Source organism: Geodermatophilus obscurus DSM 43160 (genome assembly GCF_000025345.1).
In the GTDB taxonomy this organism is placed as follows: domain Bacteria; phylum Actinomycetota; class Actinomycetes; order Mycobacteriales; family Geodermatophilaceae; genus Geodermatophilus; species Geodermatophilus obscurus.
The window spans coordinates 3,687,293-3,707,064 of sequence record NC_013757.1 but is presented as its reverse complement, the minus strand read 5'-3'; the positions used below and the strand labels follow the sequence as shown (position 1 = coordinate 3,707,064).

Below are 19,772 nucleotides of genomic sequence, written 5' to 3'. Positions count from 1 at the left end.
GGCCGTCTCAGGACGCGGTGCTGATGGCGTCGATCGCCGTCCGGGCCTGGTCGCGAAGCGCGTCGGAGATCGGCGCGGAGCCGGCGACCTCGGCCGCCGCGGCCTGGCCCTGCTTACTCGTCACGTACGTCATGAAGTCTGCGACCAGGTCGGCGGTGAGCTGGTCCTCGTACCCGATGCAGCCCAGGTGGTAGCTGACCAGCACGATCGGGTACTCGCCGGACTCGGCGGTGGTCCGGTCGAGCTCGAGGGCGAAGTCGTACGGCCCGCGGCCGGGCAGTGGCTCTGACCCCTCGACGACGGCCGCTGCGGCGTCCGGCGTCGGCGCGACGAAGTCCCCGCCGACGCCGATCCTGGCCACACCCAGGTCGCCGGCCTGCGAGAGGTCGGCGTACCCGACGGTCCCCTGGCCACCGGCGACAGCGGCCACCACCCCGGAGTTCCCCTGGGCCGCCTCGCCGCCCGCCACGGGCCACTCGCCGTCCGGCTCGTACGGCCACGCCTCGCCGGCCGCGGCCGCCAGGTACTCGGTGAAGTTCTCGGTGGTGCCCGACTCATCGGAGCGGTTCACCGGCGTGATCTGCAGGTCCGGCAGCGAGGCGCCGGGGTTGTCGGCGGCGATCGCCGGGTCGTTCCAGGTGGTGATCCGGCCGTCGAAGACCCGGGCCAGCGTCGTGGGGGACAGTCCGAGCTCCGGCAGGCCGGGGACGTTGTGCACCACCGCGATCGGCGAGATGTAGTTTGGCATCTCGAAGACCTCCCCGCCGCAGCGCTCGCGGGCCGCGACGAGCTCCTCCTCGTCGAGCGGGGCGTCGGAGCCGGCGAAGTCGATGCCGCCGGCGATGAACTGCTCGCGGCCACCGCCGGAGCCCACCGGGTCGTAGTCCACGGTCACGCCGGGCTGCACGCCCGAGTACCCCGCGGTCCAGCCCTGCATGGCCGCCTGCTGGCTGCTCGCCCCGGCGCCGACGAGGGAGCCGCTCAGGTCCCCGGCCGTGACCGCCTGGCCGCGCTCGTTCGGTGGCACGTACTGCGACAGCGCCACCGCGGCGCCGGCCACTGCGGCGACCCCGACGGCAGCGGCGACCTTCCTCCGGGCCGACACCCGCGCCCTCCCGCCATCCGGCCCGCGCACTCCCGCCGGGCGTCCTGGTTCGACCCTAGGCGTCACTCCCGGCCGCCACCGATCGGCAGCCGGCGGCGCCGCTACACCTCTGCGGCCGAGGGCGTCGAGCCCTGTGGACGGCGGCCGGATGCCGTCCACAGCCCCCCGATCGGGTTGTTTCGTGGGCGACATCACAGCGGGCACGGGGTGTGCAGGCGGTCGTGCCCGGGAAACCGGGACATTCCGGCGTTCGTGCTGCTCGCCTCGCGCGTCACGACTGCACCATCGGTCACCGCTTCGCTGTCGTGTACTGACAGCGCGTAGTGGGTGCTGGTCTGCAGCGGCAAGAGGGCACCCCGGCTGCGTTACCCGATCGTGACCCAGAGCCCGGATCCGTGTAGCTTTCCCGACGGCCTTGCCGGGCTCAGCTCCTCGGGAACCGAGGGCCTCGGCACGGCACCGCCGAACCGCCGACGTCCCCTCCCGGGGCCGAGGCGGACCGGGGACCCACCGAACCTCTGGGGTGAGTCCTGCCTGCGTCGGGGAAACGCAGGCAGGTAGGGCGCCGTCCGGCCCGAACCCGTCAGCTAACTCGGTAGGCGGTTGCGAGGATGGGAGAACCGTCGCCTTGGCGACCCTGCACCGCCAGAACACCGTGGTCCGCTGCGCCACCTCACCCCGCAGCCGCCCGAGCGCACCCCGCCGGGCCGTCGTCGTCGCCGCCGCGGTGGCCGGGCTCCTGGCCGGCACTCCCGTCGTCGCCGGTGCCGCTCCCGCTCCCGCCGCCTCCGAGCAGGCCGCGCTCGCCGAGCAGGTCGAGCAGATCGAGGCCCAGGTGAAAGCGGCCGAGGAGCAGCTGCAGCGGATGACCGTGGAGGCCGAGGCGGCCGCCGACGCCGCCCTGGTCGCCCGCGCGCAGCTCGCCCACGGCCAGGCTGAGGCCGAGCGGACCGCCGCGGAGTTTGCCGCCGCCCAGGCCGCCGTCGCCGAGGCCGAGGACGACATCGCCGAGCTCGGCCGCGAGGCCTACATGGGCGCCGACAACCGCTACGGCGACCTCGAGATGGTGCTCGACGCGACGAGCCCCACCGAGCTGCTGCAGCAGGCCGCGACCATGGAGGTCATCGGCGACCACCGCGCCGATCGGCTGCGGGAGTTCCTCGTCGTCGAGGCCCGGGTCGAGGCAGCGGACCGCGCCGCCCAGGCCGCCGTCGCCGAGCTCGACGGGCTCGCTCGCGCCGCCGACGAGGCCGAGCGTGCCGCCAACGACCACCTCGCTCGCGCGCAGGCCGACTACGACGCCCGGGCGGCGGAGAAGGCCCGCCTGGACGAGGAGCTCCGCAAGGCCGGTGAGCGCATGCTCGCCGCACAGGGCGCCGCCGACGCCGCGGCCGCGTGGAACGCCCGGCAGGCCCAGCAGCAGCAGGCCCTCGCCAGCGCGTCCGGCACCTCCGGCATGCCGACTGCGGGCCGCGTCACCTCCTGCTACGGCCCGCGCTGGGGGACCATGCACCAGGGCGTCGACATCGCCGCGCCCATCGGCACCCCGATCTACGTGCCGGAGGACGGCGTCGTCCTACAGGCCGGCGCGGCCAGCGGCTTCGGCCAGGCCGTCTACGTCCAGCACGGCGACGGGCAGATCACCCTCTACGGGCACGTGAACCAGTTCTTCGTCGGCGCCGGCCAGGTCGTCCAGGCCGGGGACCACATCGCCGACGTCGGCAACAAGGGCCAGTCCACCGGGCCGCACCTGCACTTCGAGGTGCACAAGGGCGGCCTCTACGCCAGTCGGGTCAACCCGATGCCGTGGCTGCAGTCGCACGGCATCTCGCTGGGCGGCGCCTGCTGAGGAAGGACCCCGTCCTCCTCACCGCTCGCAAGCTCGCGGCGAGCCTCTGGACGGGGCCTGGTGCGGGCCCAGGGGTCCTCTGTCAGCGGCGTCCGCGCAGCCGGCCGAGCAGGCCGCCCACGCCGCCGAGTGTCTGCGCCGCCAGTGCCAGGATCGGGCCGCCGGGGATGCCCGGCGCGGACTGGACGATCGGCGCCAGGGCCAGCAGGCCGCCGAGCTCGTGCACCCGCAGCCGGCGCCGGGCCAGCGCGGTCACCGGGTTGACCCGGCCCGAGGCCGCCTCCAGCAACAGGTCCGCCGCTGCCTCCACCACGGGGCCGCGGACCTCGCCGGAGGGCGTCCGGCGCACCGTCCAGCCGCGGTCGCCGGCCGCGAAGGCCCAGCCGCCCTCCGGCGTCGCCAGCGTCGCCCCGCCGTCGACGCGCTCGCGGGCCGCCAGCGCGCCGGTCACGTCGGCCAGCGCGGCCAGGCCCGACTGCAGCACCGCCGGCGGGGGAGGGGGCGCCCCGAGGGGCACCAGGTCCAGCCCGTGCACCGCCAGCTCGTAGGCCTGGCCGAGGACGACGCTGAGCAACGGCAGCCGCCCGACGACGGCGACCGCAGGCGCGGTGTCCAGCTCCGCGGGCTCCTCGCTGAGGTAACGGGCGGTGGCGTCCCGGTTGCGGCGCAGCGCGGCGAGCACCTCCTCCCGCGAGGCGTTCCGGTGCGCCGCGGTCACCCGCGCGTTCGTCGCGTCGACGTCCGGCGGCGTCCCGGCCCCTCCGGCCCGCGCCGAGGCGACGAGGTCGGGCAGGGCCGCGTGGTCGTCCCAGAGGCCCAGGTGCACGCACACCTCGTGCGCCCGCCAGCCGGGCAGCCGGGTCGGCCGGTCGAGGTCGACGGCCGCGGCCTGCTCGAGGAAGGCGTCCCAGGCGCCGAGCACCAGCGGGCCGACCGTGTCGCGTCCGGCGTCGGCCATCCCCTGGTGGCGAGAGGTGTCCCCGCGGCGCGCCATGCGGGCCTCCTACCCAGCGCGGACGGCGGCAGGCGTGGCGTGGGTCTCGCCCGGCGCCCGTCGCCACCCCTGCAGGGTGAGGACGGTCAAGGTCGGGCCGCTCCACGTCGATGGCGGGTGCATGGACGCCGAACCGGCCCGGGACCGCCGCCGCCGCCGCTCCGGCGGCGTGCGCGCCTCCTGGACCGTGCTGTGCGCCGCCCTGTACCGCCAACTGGCCGACGACGACGACCGGGCCGCCTACTGGGTCCGCCACGTGCGGCTGGGTGTCGTGCTCACCGAGGTCGCAGCCTTGGCCGTGGTCGGGTACGTCCTCCTGACGCCGGGCACCGCGGGGCGCAGGGTCGTCCTGCTGGCCGTGGCCGGCACCGCGGTCCTGGCCGCGCCGCTCCTGCTCGTGGCACCGGTGGCGCGGATGGTCCGCGGTCCGCGCGGCAGCCTGCACTTTTACGGCTGGAGCCTCGCGGTCACCGGGCTGGTCACCGTGGGCACCCGGGTGGACGGCGGGGCCGACAGCCCGCTCTTCGCGCTGCTGTTCATCACCCTGGGCTTCCTGAGCATCGCCTACCCGCCGTGGGGCGTCGTCGCGATGGGGACCGTGATGACCGGCGCCTACCTGCTCTGCGTCGCCGGCGGAGGCGTGGACTCCTCGGCGTCCTTCATCGGGGTGGTCATGGGCACCTACACGGTGCTCTGCGCCATGGCCTCGGCCAACCAGTGGGAGTCCTACGAGCGGCAGCAGCTGCTCCTGCGCACCTCCGAGGTGCTCGCCGCCACCGACCCGCTGACCGGCTGCCTCAACCGCCGGGCCTTCCTCGACCGGCTGGACCGCGCCGCGGCCGACGCCGACGGGGGGTGGGTGGTCTGCCTGGTCGACCTCGACGGCTTCAAGGGCGTCAACGACGGCAGCGGCCACGCCGCCGGCGACGCCGTCCTGCGGGCGGTGACCGCGGCGCTGAGCGGCGTGGTCCGGGAGACCGACACGGTGGCCCGGCTGGGCGGCGACGAGTTCGCCGTCCTGGCCGAGGCGGCCCCCGGCGAGGAGGAGCCGCTGGCCGCCCGGCTGCGGGACGCCGTCGCGGCGGTGGGCGCCGGCTCCGGGGTCACCGCGAGCGTCGGCGCCACCGTGGTCCGGCCCGGCGACGAGGGGCGCGAGGTGCTCAGCCGCGCCGACCAGGCGATGTACCGGTCCAAGGGCGCCGGCGGCAACCGGGTGACCGCGCTCGCCCGCTGACCTGCGGCTCTCGGTACGGATGAGCGCCCGGCCTCCCACTACGGTCCGTGAGCGGCTTCCGGTACAGCTCCGGTCGTGGAGCGAGTATCTGTGGACCCGCGGGGGAGATCCTGTGGACGGCGTGTGGGGTGGCGGTGGATCGGTGCACAGTGGCCCCGACCACGCGGCACCCCCGCTGACCAGCGCGTAGGGGCGACGCGGGGAACCGACCCGTCACACCGGACCCAACTGCCACGTCCGCACTGGCGCGATGGGGTGACCATCGTGCACACTGTCCCCGGGACCCCTGGTCCGAGATCGCTGAACACAGCCTGTCACCGAATCGATCGTCCGTTGGGGAAGACGAGACCGATCGAGTCGATGGAGGTGCCTCGTGCAGCGACGGTCTACCCAGGGTGTCGTCTTCGTGCACGCGTGCCCGAAGGCGCTCTGCCAGCACGTCGAGTGGGCGCTCGAGCGCGTCATCGGCGCGCCGGTCTCCCTGTCGTGGGCCGACCAGCCCGCGGCACACGGTTCCTACCGTGCCGAGGTCGCCTGGACTGGTGCTCCCGGAACGGGCGCCAAGCTCGTCGCTGCGCTGCGCGCGTGGCCGATGCTGCGCTTCGAGGTCACCGAAGAGGCGAGCTACGGCAACGACGGCGAGCGCATGTCGTACGTGCCCGGTCACGGTGTCTTCCGCGCACCCACGAGCGCCAACGGCGACCTGGTGGTGAGCGAGCAGCAGCTGCGCAACCTCGCGGCCCACGCCACGTCGATCGAGGCGTTCCGGCACGGGGTCGACGAGTTGCTCGGTGCCGCCTGGGACGCCGACCTCGAGGTCTACCGGCACGCCGGTGACGGGAGCCCAGTCACCTGGCTGCACCAGGTCGTCTAGGCCCCGGTGCAGGGGCCCGGCACGAGCTTGCGAGTGGTGGGGGGCACCGGGGTCCTTCCACCTTCGACTTCATCACGAACCGGCTACGACGGGACGGCAGCCCCGCACCTCTCGTCGTAGGCTCAGACGGGTCGTCCGGACGTCGTCGGGGAAGCGGCGTCCGGACGACCAGACACTCCCCACACGATCGGGCCCGGCACCTCCGCGGAGGTGCCGGGCCCGGCCGTCGTCTGCCCCCGCTACAGCGGGATGTTGCCGTGCGCCCCGCGGCCGGGCGGCGCGGCCGCGAGTGCGGCCACCAGCCGTCGCCTGGTCTGCGACGGGTCGACCACCTCGTCGACGACCCCGATCTCCAGGGCCCGGTTCACGCCGCCCGCGATCCGCTCGTGCTCGGCGGCCAACCGGGCGTGCAGCGCCTCGCGCTCACCCGGCGGGACGGCGGCCAGCTTCTTGCGGTGCAGGATGCCTACGGCTGCCTTGGCGCCCATGACCGCCACCTCCGCGCCCGGCCAGGCGAAGACGGCCGTCGCGCCCAGCGAGCGGGCGTTCATGGCGATGTAGGCGCCGCCGTAGGACTTGCGGGTCACCAGCGTCACCCGGGGCACCACCGCCTCGGCGAAGGCGTGCAGCAGCTTGGCCCCGCGGCGCACCACGCCGTCCCACTCCTGGCCCACGCCGGGCAGGTAGCCCGGGACGTCGACGAGCACCACCAGCGGGACGCCGAACGCGTCGCACATCCGCACGAAGCGGGCCGCCTTCTCCGCCGACGCGGAGTCCAGGCAGCCGCCCAGCCGCAGCGGGTTGTTGGCGATCACGCCCACGGTCCGGCCGGCCAGCCGGCCCAGCGCGGTGACGATGTTCGGCGCCCAGCGCGGGTGCAGCTCCAGCGACGGCCCGTCGAGGACGGCGGCCACCACGGGCTTGACGTCGTAGGCGCGGTTAGCCTGCTCGGGCAGCAGGGCCCGAAGGTCGACGTCGGGCTCGCCTTCGGGGGAGGCGAAGGTGCCCTGCGCGGCCAGCAGGTCGACGGCCTGCCGCGCGGTGTCCAGCGCGCCCTGCTCGGAGACGGCCACCACGTGGACGACGCCGCTGCGCCGGCCGTGGGTGTCCGGACCGCCCAGGCTCTCCATGTCGACGTCCTCGCCGGTGACCGAGCGGACGACGTCCGGGCCGGTGACGAACACCCGGCCGGCCGGACCCATGATCACCAGGTCGGTCAGCGCCGGACCGTAGGCGGCGCCGCCGGCGGCCGGGCCCAGGACGACCGAGATCTGCGGGATGCGTCCCGAGGCGCGGACCATCGCCCCGAAGACCTCGCCCACCGCGTGCAGCGCCGTGACCCCCTCGGCCAGCCGGGCGCCGCCGGAGTGCCAGATGCCGACGACCGGCAGCCGCTCGCGCAGGGCGGTGTCGATGGCGTCGACGATGTGCCGGCAGCCGTCGACCCCCATGGCGCCGCCCATGACGGTCGCGTCGGTGCAGAAGGCGACCGCCCGGGTGCCCGAGACCGTGCCGCGGGCGGCCACGACGCCGGAGGTGTCCCGGGACACCAGCAGCGACATCGACCCGGCGTCGAAGAACCGGACCAGGCGGTCCTCGGGGTCGCGCGGGTCGGCGGCGATGGCGGGGGGAACGGCTTGGAGCGTGCTCACGGGACCTCCACGGGCCGGACGCGGGCGTGCGGGGACGGCCCAGGCAGGCACACGGCCTGCCAAGGCGGGTGGGGTGGCCCCGCTGCAGGGTCCCGCCGCGAGCTCGCGAGTGGCGGGGGGCAGCGGGGTCCTCTTTCAGGCGGTGGTGAACACCAGCGCGATGTTGTGGCCGCCGAAGCCGAAGGAGTCGTTGACCGCGGCGTCGAGCCGGGCGCGCCGCGGCTCGCGACGCACGATGTCGAGGGCCTGGACGGCCGCGTCGTCGTCCGGGTCGTCGAGGTTGGCGGTGGCCGGCACGAGTTGGTCGCGCAGCGCGAGGATGGTGAAGACCGACTCCAGCGCCCCGGCCGCGCCGAGCAGGTGACCGGTCTGGCTCTTGGTCGCCGTCACGAGGGTGTGCTCGCCGACCGTGCTGAGGATGGCCGCGGCCTCCGCGGTGTCGCCCACCGGTGTGGAGGTGGCGTGCGCGTTGACGTGGCCGATGTCGTCGGGGGTCAGCCCGGCGTCGCGGACGGCGGCGGCGATGGCCCGGCCGGCGCCCTCGCCCTCCGGGTGCGGGGCGACCAGGTCGTAGCCGTCGGCGGTGCCGCCGGCCCCGGCCAGCCGGGCGTGGATGCGGGCGCCGCGGGCCCGCGCCGCGTCCCCCCGCTCGAGGACGAGTGCGGCCGCGCCCTCGCCGAGCACGAAGCCGTCCCGGGCCTTGTCGAACGGGCGGGAGGCGCGCTCGGGCTCGTCGTTGCGGGTGCTCATGGCGCGCATCGCGGCGAAGCCGGCCATCGGCAGCGGGTGCACGCAGGCCTCCGCGCCGCCGACCAACACGACGTCGGCCCGGTCGAAGCGCAGCAGGTCCAGGCCCCACCGGATCGCCTCCGCACCGGAGGCGCAGGCGCTGACCGGGGCGTGCACGCCCCCCTTGGCGCCGACCGCGAGGCCGACCGCGGCGGCCGGGCCGTTGGGCATGAGCATCGGGATGGTGAACGGGGAGACCCGCTTGGGGCCCTTCTCCTCCAGGATGTCGTCCTGGCCGAGCAGGGTCAGCGCCCCGCCGATGCCGGTGCCGAAGACGACGGCGACCCGCTCGGGGGCGACACCGGCGTCGGCCGCCCCGGAGTCGCGCCAGGCCTCCTCGGCGGCGACCACGGCCACCTGCTGGCTGCGGTCCAGCCGACGCGCGCGGACGCGGTCGATCTGCTGGGACGGATCGGTGGCCAGCCGGGCGACGAGCTGGGCCGGGAAGTCCTTGGCCCAGTCGTCGGTGATCCGGCTGACCCCCGACCGCCCGGCCAGCAGCGCGTCCCACGTGCTGGCGACGTCGCTCCCGAGCGGCGTGGTGGCACCGAGGCCGGTGACGACGACATCGCCGTCGGACGTGCTCATGACGGGGTTCCTCCTGGGACGTGCGGTCAGGGGCCAGGCGTGGCCCCGCTGCAGGGCCCCGCCGCGGGCCCCGTCCCGAGGCTCACCCCGAGCCTGCGAGGGGTGAGGTGGACGGGGTCCTCCCACGGTGGGGGCAGCGGGGTCCTCGTTCAGGCCTTGTTCTTCTGGATGTAGCTCATGGCGTCGCCGACGGTCTTGATGTTGGCCAGCTCGTCGTCGGGGATGGCGACGCCGAACTTGTCCTCGACCGCGGTGGCGATCTCGACCATCGACAGCGAGTCGACGTCGAGGTCCTCGGTGAACGACTTCTCCGGGGTGGCGTCGGCGGGCGCCACGCCCGCGACCTCCTCCAGGATCTCGGCCAGACCGGTCTGGATGTCCTCGCTCACGCGCGGTCCTCTCTCTCGGGTGGGGCGGGATGCTCCCGCCGTCGGGCCCCTGTGGCCCGGGGATCTGTGGCGCCGGTCAGGGCAGGACGACGACCTGGCCGGCGAAGGTGAGGCCGGCTCCGTACCCCAGGATCAGGGCGAGGTCACCGCTCCTGGCCTCACCGGACTCGAGCAGCGCCGACAGCGCCAACGGCACCGAGGCCGAGGAGGTGTTGCCCGACCGCACGACGTCGCGTGCGATGACCGTGCTCTCGGGCAGCCCGAGCCGCTTGGCCATCAGTTCGATGATCCGCAGGTTGGCCTGGTGCGGCGCGAACACGTCGATGTCCTCGGGGCCCACGCCGGCGCGCTCCATGGCCGTCAGCAGCGTGGCGGTGAGCCGGGTGGTGGCCCAGCGGTACACCGCCTGGCCGGCCATGCTCATCGCCTTCTCGCCCTCGGGGATGGCGATGGCGCTGGACTGGTCGCCGTCGCTGCCCCACACGACCGGCCCGACGGCCGGGGTGTCCGAGGGGCCGAGGACGGCGGCACCCGCGCCGTCGGCGAAGATCACCGCGGTCGACCGGTCGGTCAGGTCGGTGTAGTCGGTCAGCCGCTCGCCGCCGATCACCAGGGCGTTGCGGGCCGAGCCGCTGCGGATCGCGTCGGCGGCCGCGCTCAGCGCGTAGCACCAGCCGGCGCAGCCGGCGTTGAGGTCGAACGCGCCGGGCCGCTGGGCGCCGAGCCGGTGCGCGATCTCCGGGGCCAGGCCCGGGATCGGCCGCGGCAGGCTCGCCGAGGCGAGCAGCACGAGGTCGACCTCGGCGGCGTCCAGGCCGCTGGCCGCCAGGGCCTTGCCGCCGGCGGCGGCGCTCATCTCCAGCAGCGACTCGTCCGGCCCGGCCCAGCGGCGCTCGGCGATGCCGACCCGCGCCTGGATCCACTCGTCGTTGGTGTCCATGGTCTCGGCAAGCTCGTGGTTGGTGACCCGGCGGCGCGGTCGGTAGCTGCCGAAGCCGAGGATGCGGGCGCCGGGGGCTCCGGTCGTCAACTGGAGTCCGGTCATGACTGCACCTCCGGGTAGAGCCGCGCGATCGGGTCACCGGCGTCGACGAGGTCGCCCTCCTGCACGAGCCACTCGGCGAGGACGCCGTCGTACCCGGCCGACACGTCGGCCTCCTGGCGGCGGCTGCGGATGCGGCCCAGCAGCGTGCCGGCCGGCAGGTGGGTGCCCTCGGCGACCTCGGCCGGGCTGACCGTGCCGCGCACGGGGGAGACGACGACCCGCCAGTCGGGCAGGTGGTCCGGCTCCGGGCGGCCACGCTCGGCCTCGATGAGCGCGCGGGCGCGGTCGAGGTCGGCGGGGCTGCTGACGGCCAGGACCTCGATGTCGCTGTCCTTCCACTCGCGCTTGGCCAGGCCGGCCAGCGCGCCGGCGGGCGGCAGCTCGAGCACCGCGGTGACGCCGAGGTCGCGCAGGGTGGCCAGACAAGCGTCGAAGCGCACCGGGCTGGTCACCTGGCTGACCAGCCGGGACAGCACCTCCGTACCGGTGGTCACCGCGGCGCCGTCGGCGTTGGAGAGCAGCAGCCGGCTGGGGTCGGCGGGGCGCAGGCCGCCGACCAGGGCCTCGAGCTCGGCACGGGCGGGCGCCATGTACCGGGTGTGGAAGGCGCCGGCCACCGACAGCGGCAGGACCCGCGCCCTGGCCGGCGGGTCGGCCTTGAAGGCGGCGAGGCCGTCGAGCGGCCCGGCGACGACGACCTGGCCGCCGCCGTTCATGTTGGCCGGGGCCAGCCCGTGCTCCTCCAGTGCGGCGGCCAGCTCGTCGGGGTCGCCGCCGAGGACGGCGGACATCCCGGTCGGCGTCTGCGCGCACGCGGCGGCCATCGCCCGGCCGCGGACGGCGGTCAGCGCGATCGCCGCCTCCACGCTTAGCACCCCGGCGAGGGCGGCCGCGGTCAGCTCGCCGACGCTGTGCCCGGCGATGACGACGTCCCGGCCGGTGTGCGGCGTGTGCGGGACCGGGCCGGGCAGGCCGCCGAGCTCGCGGGCGACGAACAGGCTCATCGCGACCACCAGCGGCTGGGTCACCGCGGTGTCCTTGATCGCCTCGGCGTCGCCGGTGGTGCCCAGCGCCAGCAGGTCGGCGTCGGCGATCGCACCGGCCCAGCGAAAGAAGGACTCGGCCCCGGGGAGCTCGAGCCAGTCGGTCAGCATCCCGGGCTTCTGGGCACCCTGTCCGGGGGCGAGAACGGCCAGCACGTCCTCACCGTGCCAGGGTCGGCGGAGCCGCGTACTGGGGAGCGGTACGAAAGCGCACCGCTGGTCTTTGGAGGGTTCCTACAACTCGACCGGGTTTGCGCGCCGTGTCATCCGGGTCGTCGTGGTGGGAACCGCACTGTGCGCCGGCGCGGTCGCCGTGCAGGGGCCCCGCCGTGGCCCCGTCCAGAGGCTCGCCGCAAGGCCCCGTCCCGGGTCCCGCCCTGAGCTTGCGAAGGGTGGGGAGGACGGGGTCCTTCCACGGTGAGGAGGACGGGGTCCTTTCTCAGTGCCAGAGGGAGCGCTCCTGGTCCAGGGCGGCGAGGGCCAGCGCGACCTGCACCGTCCACGCGCCGCGCGGGTCGGTGACCGGCAGACCGGTCATCTCGGTGGCCCGCCGGAGCCGGTACCGGACGGTGTTCGGGTGGACGAACAGCGCGCGGGCACTGGCCTCCAAGTTGCCCCCGCTGGCGAGCACAGCGCGCACCGTCTCCAGCACCTCGCCGCCGGCGGCCTGCAGCGGCTGCGCGATCCGCTCCTGCAGCGTGGTGCGTGCCGACGGGTCCCCGTCCAGGGCCCGTTCGGGCAGCAGCGCGTCGGCCGCCACCGGCCGGGGGGCGCCGGGCCAGGCGGGCGCGGCACGCAGCCCGGCGAGCGCGGCCGACGCGGAGTCGCCGGCCCGCCCCAGGCCGTCGACCACCGGACCCGTGACGACCGGGCCGGGGCCGAACTCGTCGCTGACCCGCTCGGCCGCCGACTGCAGGTCCGGGGAGCCCCCCAGGACGACGACCAACTGGTCGGCGTGCACCCCGACCAGCACCTCGCTGCGCACCTGCCGCGCCGCTCGCCGGATGGCGGCGTGCACGTCGCCGTCCTGGGGGGCCGCGCCGACCAGCACGGTCACCGGGGTCATCGCGGCCCAGCCCAGCGCCGAGGCCCGTCCGGAGAGCTCCTCGGGGCGCTCGCCCCGGACCAGGGCGTCGACGAGCAGGGCCTCCAGCCGGGCGTCCCAGGCGCCGCGGCTCTCGGCGAAGGTGGCGTAGACGTGCGCGGTGGCGAAGGCCACCTCCCGGCTGTACTGCAGCACCGCCAGCCGCAGCACGTCGGCGTCCCCGGGCTCGGCGACGGTGCCGACGAAGTCGTCCATCACCTCGACGGTCACCCGGACCAGGTCGACGGTGTGCTTCAGCGGCACGACGCGGGCCAGCTCGCGCGGAGCGGCGCCGAAGACCTCGCCGGTGAGCCGCGGCGGGCGGTCGGGGGTGCGGCACCACTCGACGAAGGAGGCCAGTCCGGCCTGCGCCACGAGCATCACCCAGGAGCGCTGGTCGGCGGGCATGGTGCGGAACCAGGGCAGCTCGTCGTCCATCCGGGCCACCGCGCGGGTGGCCAGCGACCCGGACGCGCGCTCCAGCCGCCGCAGCGTGGCGGCGGACGGCGGGCGCCTGCTGACCCGGTCGGACACAGCGGCCAGCGTGGCACGCAGGACGCGGTCAGGGAGAGTGGGGGAGTGGACGTGCTGCAGCGGGGCTCCCGGCGGACGGCGGGCACCGGGGTCGGCGCCGGACTCGGCGTCGTGCTCGCGCTCGGCGCCGGCGTGCTGGTCGGCTGGGCGCCGCAGGTCCGGCTCGATGAGGCGGTGAGCCGCGCGCTCTACGCCGGTGACGACCGCTCCGCCTTCACCGGGGTGCTGCTCGAGGTGCTGACGACCCCCGGCGCCACCTGGTTCCGGGTGGTCGCCTCCCTGCCGGTGCTGTTCTGGCTGGGCACCCGCAGGGCGTGGCGCACCGCGGCCTGGGTGGTCACCGCGAACGTGCTGGTGGGTCCGCTCACCGCCCTGCTCAAGGAGACGTTCGGCCGGGTGCGCCCGGCGTTCGAGAACGGCGGCGCGACCTACGACAGCCTGAGCTTCCCCAGCGGTCACTCCTCGGGCATCGCGACGCTGGTGACGATCGCCCTGGTCCTGGCCTGGCCGCGGCTCATGGGCCGGCAGCGCCGGCTCGCCCTCGCCGCCGGGGCCGCCCTGGTCGTGCTCGTCGGGCTGACCCGGATGTGGCTGGGCGTGCACTTCCTGTCCGACGTCCTCGGCGGCTGGGCGTTCGGCGCGGCCTGGACGCTGCTGGTGGCACTCGCCTTCGACGCGCTGCCCGGCGGCCGCGGGGCACTGCCACGGAGGGAGCAGCCGTGACCCTGACCTCCGACGTCCTGCTGGAGCCCGACGACGGCTCGCTCGGCCCGCTGCTGCGCCTCGCCGATGACCGGCTGGCGCCCGGCACCGGCTACGGGCGGCACCCGCACCGGGCGGTCGACGTCGTCGCGGTCGTGCTGGCCGGCTCGCTGCGGCACGCGTGGGGGAGCGGCGCGGTGCTGACCGCCGGGGACGTCGCCGTGCTGCGCGCCGGGACCGGCCTGGAGCACGACGAGGTCGCCGGGGACGACGGCGCGCACGTCCTGCAGAGCTACTTGCGCAGCGCCCGCCCGGACGACGACGCCGCGCACGAGGTGCACCCGAACGCGGACGGCTGGGTGGACCTGGGCCGGCCCGACGCCCGGCTGTGGACCGAGACGGTGGCGGGCGGGACGTCGGCGACCGTGCCGCCCGGGCTGCTCGTGCTGACCGGACCCGCCGGCGTCCGCGTGGAGCAGCAGGCGGGTGGCCCGGTGTCCGGTCCCGCGACCGCGGTGGTCTGGCAGCTGGACGTCACCCGCCCGGCCTGGGCCCGCGACTGAGAGCGGACCCCTGCCCCGCCACTCGCCGGAACCTCTCCCCGAGCCCTTCGCGAGCTCAGGGCGCTCCACGAGAGTGCCGGGTCCGGGGCGGGGCCCGGTCCGGTCGTGTGACAGTGGCGGCATGCCCACCTCCGCCGCGGACCTGCTGGCCGCCGCCCGTGACGACGCCGACCGCACCGTGGACCTGCGCCGCCGGCTGCACCGCACCCCGGAGATCGGGCTGCACCTGCCGCGCACCCAGGCCACCGTGCTGGAGGTGCTGGCCGGGCTGCCGGTGGAGGTGACGACGGGGACGAGCACGACCTCGGTGGTCGGCGTGCTGCGCGGCGCCCGCCCCGGACCCACCTACCTGCTGCGCGCCGACATGGACGCCCTACCGGTGCACGAGGACACCGGGCTGCCGTTCGCCTCCGAGGTGCCCGGCGCGATGCACGCCTGCGGACACGACCTGCACACCGCGATGCTGCTGGGCGCCGCGCGGCTGCTGGCCGAGCGCCGCGACGAGATCGCCGGCCAGGTCGTGCTCATGCTGCAGCCGGGGGAGGAGGGCTTCCACGGGGCGCGCTACATGCTCGAGGAGGGCCTGCTGGACGCCGTCCCGGAGGCGCCGGTCGTCGGGGCGTTCGCGCTGCACGTCTTCGCCAACCAGCCGGGTGGCGTGGTCAGCGTGCGGCCCGGGCCGATGATGGCTGCCGCCGACCACTGGGAGATCACCGTCCGCGGCCGCGGTGGGCACGCCTCGATGCCGCACGCCGCCGCCGACCCGGTACCGGTCGCCGCGGAGATCGTGCTGGCGCTGCAGGCGATGGTCACCCGCCGAGCTCCGGTCTTCGACCCGGCCGTGGTGACGGTGGCCAACCTGGCGGCCGGCTCCACCGACAACGTCATCCCGGACACCGCCTACCTGCAGGGCACCATCCGCACCCTCTCGCCCGAGCGGCGGGCCGACGTCGTCGCCTCGGTCCGGCGGGTCGCCACGCACGTGGCCGCCGCGCACGACATGGAGATCGACTTCGTGCACCGGCAGGGCTACCCGGTGACCGACAACGACGCGGCGGTGGCAGACCGGGTGCTGGCGGTCGCGGGTGAGCTGGTCGGGCCGGAGTCCAGCGTCGTCGCCGCGGAACCGCTCATGGGCGCGGAGGACTTCGCCTACGTGCTGCAGCGGGTGCCCGGCGCGATGGCCTTCCTGGGCGCCTGCCCGCCGGGTGCCGAGCCGGACACCGCCGCGGGTAACCACTCCAACCTGGTGGTCTTCGACGAGGACGTGCTGCCGGCCGGTGCGGCCCTCTACGCCGCGATGGCGCTGGACGCCCTGGCTGTCTGAACCATTCCCTCACACCAGGCCGGCGACGTCGGCGGCGCAGCCCCAGGAGAGGGTCACACCGGCACCGCCGTGCCCGTAGCAGGCCACCACCGGTCGCCCGGCGACGTCCAGCCGTTCCAGCCGGACGGTGGGCCGGCCGGGGCGCAGGCCGACCGCCCGGGAGACCACCGGCTGTCCACGCAGCTCGGGGACCAGCGCGCACGCCCGCTCCAGGATCGCGGCCTCGGCCTCCGGGTCGGGCTCGGTGCCGGTGGCACCCTCCACGGCGGTGCCGCCGCAGACCACGTCGCCGCCACGGGGGACGACGTAGGTGAGCCCGCCCGGGTCGTCGTCGTCCAGCACCCAGCCGGTCAGACCCGGGTCGGCCAGCCGCACCACCTGACCCTGCACGGGGATGCCGGAGTCGTCGTCGACGAGTGCCCCGGACGCCAGCCCCGCGGCGACCACGACGACGTCCCCGGCGACCTCGTCGAGCCCGCCCACCCGGCCCGGCACCGTCTCGACCCCCGCCGACGCACAGGTCGCGGCCAGCCAGGGCAGGTAGCGGCCCATGTCGACCACCGGCAGCGTGCACCGAGTGCCGGCGGGCGCACCGGGAGGGAGCTCCTCCGCAGTCGCCGGACGGATGCCCGCCGCACCAGGCGTCCACCAGAGGTCGGGGTCCGGCGTGCGGTGCACGACCGTGCCCGGCCGGAGCACCACCCCGGTCGCGGGATCGGCGGCCAGCCGGGTGAGGACCTCCAGCGAGGTCGCCCCCCAGCGCAGGACGGCGTGGGCGGGCGCCGCCCGGTAGGGGAACCAGAGGGCGGCGGCCACGGCGGAGGTGGTCGCCTCGTGCGGGTCGGCGGTGTGCAGCCGGACCCGGTGACCGGCGCGGGCGAGCTCGAGCGCGCAGGTCAGCCCCACCACCCCGCCGCCGACGACGGCCACGTCTCGGCGGCCGTCGCCAGCGGCGGGGGATGGCCCCGTCCCGGGCCCCGCCCTGAGCCTGCGAAGGGTGGGCAGGACGGAGTCCTTCCTCAGGTGGCCGGGCTCGGGTCCGACCGCTCCTCCGCGGGGGCGGCCTGCACGTCACGGATCTGGTACTTCTCCACCGCCTGGCGGACGACGTCGCGCTCGACCTCGCCACGGTCGGCCAGTGAGGCCAGCACCCGGACGACGATCGACTCGGCGTCGACGTGGAAGTGCCGCCGCAGCGCCGGACGGGTGTCGGAGAGGCCGAACCCGTCGGTGCCCAGCGTCGCCATCCCGCCGGGGACGTACGGCGCGATGAGGTCGGGCACCGCACGCATCCAGTCCGACACCGCCACGACGGGCCCGGGGGCGTCCTGCAGCCGCTGGGTCACGTACGGGACCTGCGGCTCGTCCTCCGGGTGCAGCAGGTTGTGCTCCTCGGCCGCGTCGGCCTGCCGCCGCAGCTCGTTCCACGACGTCACCGACCACACGTCGGCCGACACGCCCCAGTCGTTCGCCAGCAGCTCCTGCGCGCGCAGCGCCCACGGCACCGCGACGCCGGAGGCGAGCACCTGGGCCTTGTGGCCGTCGCCCTGGCCCTCCGCGTAGCGGTACATGCCCGCGAGCAGGCCCTGGAGGTCCAGACCCTCGGGCTCGGCAGGCTGGTTGTACGGCTCGTTGTAGACCGTCAGGTAGTACATGACGTCGGGCGAGCGGGACCCGCCCAGCGGGGCGCCCGGGTCGTCGCCGTACATGCGCGCCAGCGCGTCCTTGGTGATGTGCCCGACCTCGTAGGAGAACGCGGGGTCGTAGCAGACGACGGCCGGGTTGGTGTGCGCCAGCAGCAGCGAGTGGCCGTCCTCGTGCTGGAGGCCCTCGCCATTGAGCGTCGTCCGGCCGGCGGTGGCGCCGAGGACGAAGCCGCGGGTCATCTGGTCGGCGGCTGCCCAGAAGGAGTCGCCGGTCCGCTGGAACCCGAACATCGAGTAGAAGATGTAGATCGGGACCATCGGCTCGCCGTGCGTCGAGTACGACGTCCCCACGGCGGTGAACGACGCCGTGGAGCCGGCCTCGTTGATGCCCTCGTGCAGGATTACGCCCTGCTCGGACTCCTTGTAGGCCAGCATGAGCTCGCGGTCGACCGAGGTGTAGCGCTGGCCGGCCGGGTTGTAGATCTTCTGGGTCGGGAACAGCGAGTCCAACCCGAATGTGCGGGCCTCGTCGGGGATGATCGGCACGAACCGCGGGCCGAGCTCCTTGTCCTTGAGCAGCTCCTTGAGCAGGCGGACGAACGCCATCGTCGTCGCCACCTCCTGCTTGCCGGAGCCGCGCCGCAGGACGTCGAACGCCTTGTCCTCGGGCGCCTTGAGCGTCTTGAACTCCGCCCGGCGCCGGGGCACCGCGCCGCCCAGCTGCCGGCGCCGCTCCAGCATGTACTGCATCTCGTCGGAGTCCGGGTCCGGCTTGTAGTACGGCGGCAGCGTCTTGTCGAGCTGCTCGTCGGGGATCGGCAGGTAGAGCCTGTCGCGGAACCCGGCGAGGTCCTCCGCGGTCAGCTTCTTCATCTGGTGGGTGGAGTTGCGGCCCTCGAAGTGGCTGCCGAGGGTCCAGCCCTTGATGGTCTTGGCGAGGATGACCGTGGGCTGCCCCTTGTGTTCCACCGCCGCCTTGAACGCCGCGTAGACCTTGCGGTAGTCGTGCCCGCCGCGGGAGAGGTTCCAGACCTCCTGGTCGCTCATGTTCTCCACGAGCTTGCGGGTGCGGGGGTCCCGGCCGAAGAAGTGCTCGCGGACGAAGGCGCCGTCCTCGGCCTTGTAGGTCTGGTAGTCGCCGTCCGGCGTCTGGTTCATGAGGTTGACCAGCGCGCCGTCGCGGTCGGCGGCCAGCAGCGGGTCCCACTCCCGGCCCCAGATCACCTTGACGACGTTCCACCCGGCGCCGCGGAAGAAGGACTCCAGCTCCTGGATGACCTTGCCGTTGCCGCGCACCGGGCCGTCGAGCCGCTGCAGGTTGCAGTTGATGACGAAGGTGAGGTTGTCGAGCTCCTCGCGGGCGGCGAGGCCGATCACGCCCAGCGACTCGGGCTCGTCCATCTCGCCGTCGCCCAGGAAGGCCCAGACGTGCTGGTCGGAGGTGTCCTTGATGCCGCGGGCGTGCAGGTAGCGGTTGAACCGTGCCTGGTAGACCGCGTTCATCGGGCCCAGGCCCATGGAGACGGTGGGGAACTCCCAGAAGTCCGGCATCAGCCGCGGGTGCGGGTAGGACGACAGCCCACCGCCGGGGTGGCTCACCTCCTGCCGGAAGCCGTCGAGCTGGTTCTCGTCGAGGCGGCCCTCGAGGAAGGCGCGGGCGTAGATGCCGGGGGAGGCGTGCCCTTGGAACCAGATCTGGTCGCCGCCGCCGGGGTGATCCTTGCCGCGGAAGAAGTGGTTGAAGCCGACCTCGTACAGGGACGCGGAGCTCGCGTAGGAGGAGATGTGCCCGCCGACGCCGACCCCCGGGCGCTGCGCGCGGTGCACCATGATCGCGGCGTTCCAGCGGATGTAGGCGCGGATCCGGCGCTCCACGTCCTCGTCGCCCGGGAACCACGGCTCCCGCTCCGGCGGGATGGTGTTGATGTAGTCGGTGCTGCGCAGGGCGGGGACGCCGACCTGCTGCTGGCGACTGCGCTCCAGCATGCGGAGCATGAGGTAGCGGGCGCGGCCGCGACCGGCGTGGTCGACGACGGCGTCCAGCGACTCCAGCCACTCGTTGGTCTCGTCGGGGTCGGTGTCGACCAGTTGGCTGGGGAGCCCGTCGGTGATGACCGCGCGGGCCCGTCCGGTCTCGTTGCCGGCGTCGCGGGCGGTGTCGCCGCCCGGCTGCTGCGGAGCGCTCATGGGCACATCGTCCCCCGTACGTGGGGTGCGCGTCACGCCTGCCGCCCATCTGTCGGGACGACGGCCGGTTCCGGGCCGCATCTCGACACGCTTGCACCTGACCAGGCATGCCCTACGCTTCCGCCAACGCCGGCCGCGGCCTCGGACGACCCGAGGCGGGGAGGACC

The 19,772-nt window shown here is 74.9% G+C and carries 16 protein-coding genes and 1 riboswitch; of the genes, 6 read left to right on the top strand and 10 right to left on the bottom strand.

Features of this window, described 5'->3' with window-relative positions:
* Positions 1-7: 7 nt before the first annotated feature.
* Positions 8-1,105: a phosphate ABC transporter substrate-binding protein PstS gene (gene pstS / locus GOBS_RS17210; RefSeq protein WP_012949540.1), complete on the bottom strand. Its 1,098-nt coding sequence runs from the start codon at positions 1,103-1,105 to the stop codon at positions 8-10.
* 450 nt (positions 1,106-1,555) lie between these two features.
* Positions 1,556-1,722, top strand: a riboswitch (cyclic di-AMP (ydaO/yuaA leader).
* 11 nt (positions 1,723-1,733) lie between these two features.
* On the opposite strand from pstS, the gene GOBS_RS17205 reads away from it, so the two are divergent.
* On the top strand, positions 1,734-2,954 hold the full coding sequence (locus GOBS_RS17205) for a M23 family metallopeptidase (protein ID WP_012949539.1): 1,221 nt from the start codon (positions 1,734-1,736) through the stop codon (positions 2,952-2,954).
* Positions 2,955-3,036: 82 nt separating this feature from the next.
* Here GOBS_RS17205 and GOBS_RS17200 read toward each other — a convergent pair whose 3' ends face one another.
* Entirely contained in the window at positions 3,037-3,948 is a 912-nt protein-coding gene (locus GOBS_RS17200; RefSeq protein ID WP_012949538.1) for a maleylpyruvate isomerase N-terminal domain-containing protein, read from the bottom strand.
* 121 nt (positions 3,949-4,069) lie between these two features.
* On the opposite strand from GOBS_RS17200, the gene GOBS_RS25610 reads away from it, so the two are divergent.
* A complete protein-coding gene (locus tag GOBS_RS25610) occupies positions 4,070-5,182 on the top strand; it encodes a GGDEF domain-containing protein (protein ID WP_012949537.1) in 1,113 nt (370 codons plus the stop codon).
* A 373-nt stretch (positions 5,183-5,555) separates the two neighbouring features.
* Positions 5,556-6,056, top strand: a complete 501-nt coding sequence (locus GOBS_RS17190) for a DUF3145 domain-containing protein (protein ID WP_012949536.1) — start codon at positions 5,556-5,558, stop codon at positions 6,054-6,056.
* Between the two features lie 239 nt (positions 6,057-6,295).
* Here the strand turns inward: GOBS_RS17190 and GOBS_RS17185 are convergent, their stop codons facing one another.
* From GOBS_RS17185 to GOBS_RS17160, 6 genes are all read right to left on the bottom strand, one after another.
* Positions 6,296-7,708 (bottom strand): acyl-CoA carboxylase subunit beta, encoded by a 1,413-nt coding sequence (locus GOBS_RS17185; protein WP_012949535.1) that lies wholly within the window; start codon positions 7,706-7,708, stop codon positions 6,296-6,298.
* Between the two features lie 135 nt (positions 7,709-7,843).
* Positions 7,844-9,085 (bottom strand): beta-ketoacyl-[acyl-carrier-protein] synthase family protein, encoded by a 1,242-nt coding sequence (locus GOBS_RS17180; protein ID WP_012949534.1) that lies wholly within the window; start codon positions 9,083-9,085, stop codon positions 7,844-7,846.
* A gap of 149 nt (positions 9,086-9,234) precedes the next feature.
* Positions 9,235-9,474 carry an acyl carrier protein gene (locus GOBS_RS17175; protein WP_012949533.1) on the bottom strand — a complete coding sequence of 80 codons (240 nt, stop codon included), beginning with the start codon at positions 9,472-9,474 and terminating at the stop codon, positions 9,235-9,237.
* Between the two features lie 76 nt (positions 9,475-9,550).
* Positions 9,551-10,519: a beta-ketoacyl-ACP synthase III gene (locus GOBS_RS17170; protein WP_012949532.1), complete on the bottom strand. Its 969-nt coding sequence runs from the start codon at positions 10,517-10,519 to the stop codon at positions 9,551-9,553.
* Complete coding sequence (locus GOBS_RS17165) at positions 10,516-11,718, bottom strand: acyltransferase domain-containing protein (RefSeq protein ID WP_012949531.1); 1,203 nt, start codon at positions 11,716-11,718, stop codon at positions 10,516-10,518. The genes GOBS_RS17170 and GOBS_RS17165 overlap by 4 nt, the downstream gene beginning before the upstream one ends.
* 283 nt (positions 11,719-12,001) lie before the next feature.
* On the bottom strand, positions 12,002-13,180 hold the full coding sequence (locus GOBS_RS17160) for a PucR family transcriptional regulator (protein WP_012949530.1): 1,179 nt from the start codon (positions 13,178-13,180) through the stop codon (positions 12,002-12,004).
* A 45-nt stretch (positions 13,181-13,225) separates the two neighbouring features.
* Between GOBS_RS17160 and GOBS_RS17155 the strand changes: the two genes are divergently transcribed.
* The 3 genes from GOBS_RS17155 to GOBS_RS17145 all read left to right on the top strand — a co-directional run bounded on the left by GOBS_RS17155 (position 13,226) and on the right by GOBS_RS17145 (position 15,772).
* On the top strand, positions 13,226-13,903 hold the full coding sequence (locus tag GOBS_RS17155) for a phosphatase PAP2 family protein (protein WP_012949529.1): 678 nt from the start codon (positions 13,226-13,228) through the stop codon (positions 13,901-13,903).
* On the top strand, positions 13,900-14,445 hold the full coding sequence (locus tag GOBS_RS17150) for a pirin family protein (protein ID WP_012949528.1): 546 nt from the start codon (positions 13,900-13,902) through the stop codon (positions 14,443-14,445). The genes GOBS_RS17155 and GOBS_RS17150 overlap by 4 nt, the downstream gene beginning before the upstream one ends.
* A 121-nt stretch (positions 14,446-14,566) precedes the next feature.
* Positions 14,567-15,772, top strand: coding sequence for a M20 metallopeptidase family protein (locus GOBS_RS17145; RefSeq protein WP_012949527.1), 1,206 nt, complete (start codon positions 14,567-14,569; stop codon positions 15,770-15,772).
* A gap of 9 nt (positions 15,773-15,781) precedes the next feature.
* On the opposite strand, the gene GOBS_RS17140 is transcribed toward GOBS_RS17145, so the two are convergent.
* Together GOBS_RS17140 and aceE are read right to left on the bottom strand one after the other, a co-directional pair.
* Complete coding sequence (locus GOBS_RS17140) at positions 15,782-16,702, bottom strand: FAD-dependent oxidoreductase (RefSeq protein ID WP_012949526.1); 921 nt, start codon at positions 16,700-16,702, stop codon at positions 15,782-15,784.
* A gap of 89 nt (positions 16,703-16,791) precedes the next feature.
* Complete coding sequence (aceE, locus tag GOBS_RS17135) at positions 16,792-19,605, bottom strand: pyruvate dehydrogenase (acetyl-transferring), homodimeric type (RefSeq protein WP_012949525.1); 2,814 nt, start codon at positions 19,603-19,605, stop codon at positions 16,792-16,794.
* Positions 19,606-19,772: the final 167 nt, after the last annotated feature.

Coding starts and splice junctions, on each gene's coding strand:
- GOBS_RS17145 (WP_012949527.1), top strand. CDS start 14,567: ATGCCCACCTCCGCCGCGGACCTGCTGGCCGCCGCCCGTGACGACGCC.
- GOBS_RS17180 (WP_012949534.1), bottom strand. CDS start 9,085: ATGAGCACGTCCGACGGCGATGTCGTCGTCACCGGCCTCGGTGCCACC.
- GOBS_RS17170 (WP_012949532.1), bottom strand. CDS start 10,519: ATGACCGGACTCCAGTTGACGACCGGAGCCCCCGGCGCCCGCATCCTC.
- GOBS_RS25610 (WP_012949537.1), top strand. CDS start 4,070: ATGGACGCCGAACCGGCCCGGGACCGCCGCCGCCGCCGCTCCGGCGGC.
- aceE (WP_012949525.1), bottom strand. CDS start 19,605: ATGAGCGCTCCGCAGCAGCCGGGCGGCGACACCGCCCGCGACGCCGGC.
- GOBS_RS17200 (WP_012949538.1), bottom strand. CDS start 3,948: ATGGCGCGCCGCGGGGACACCTCTCGCCACCAGGGGATGGCCGACGCC.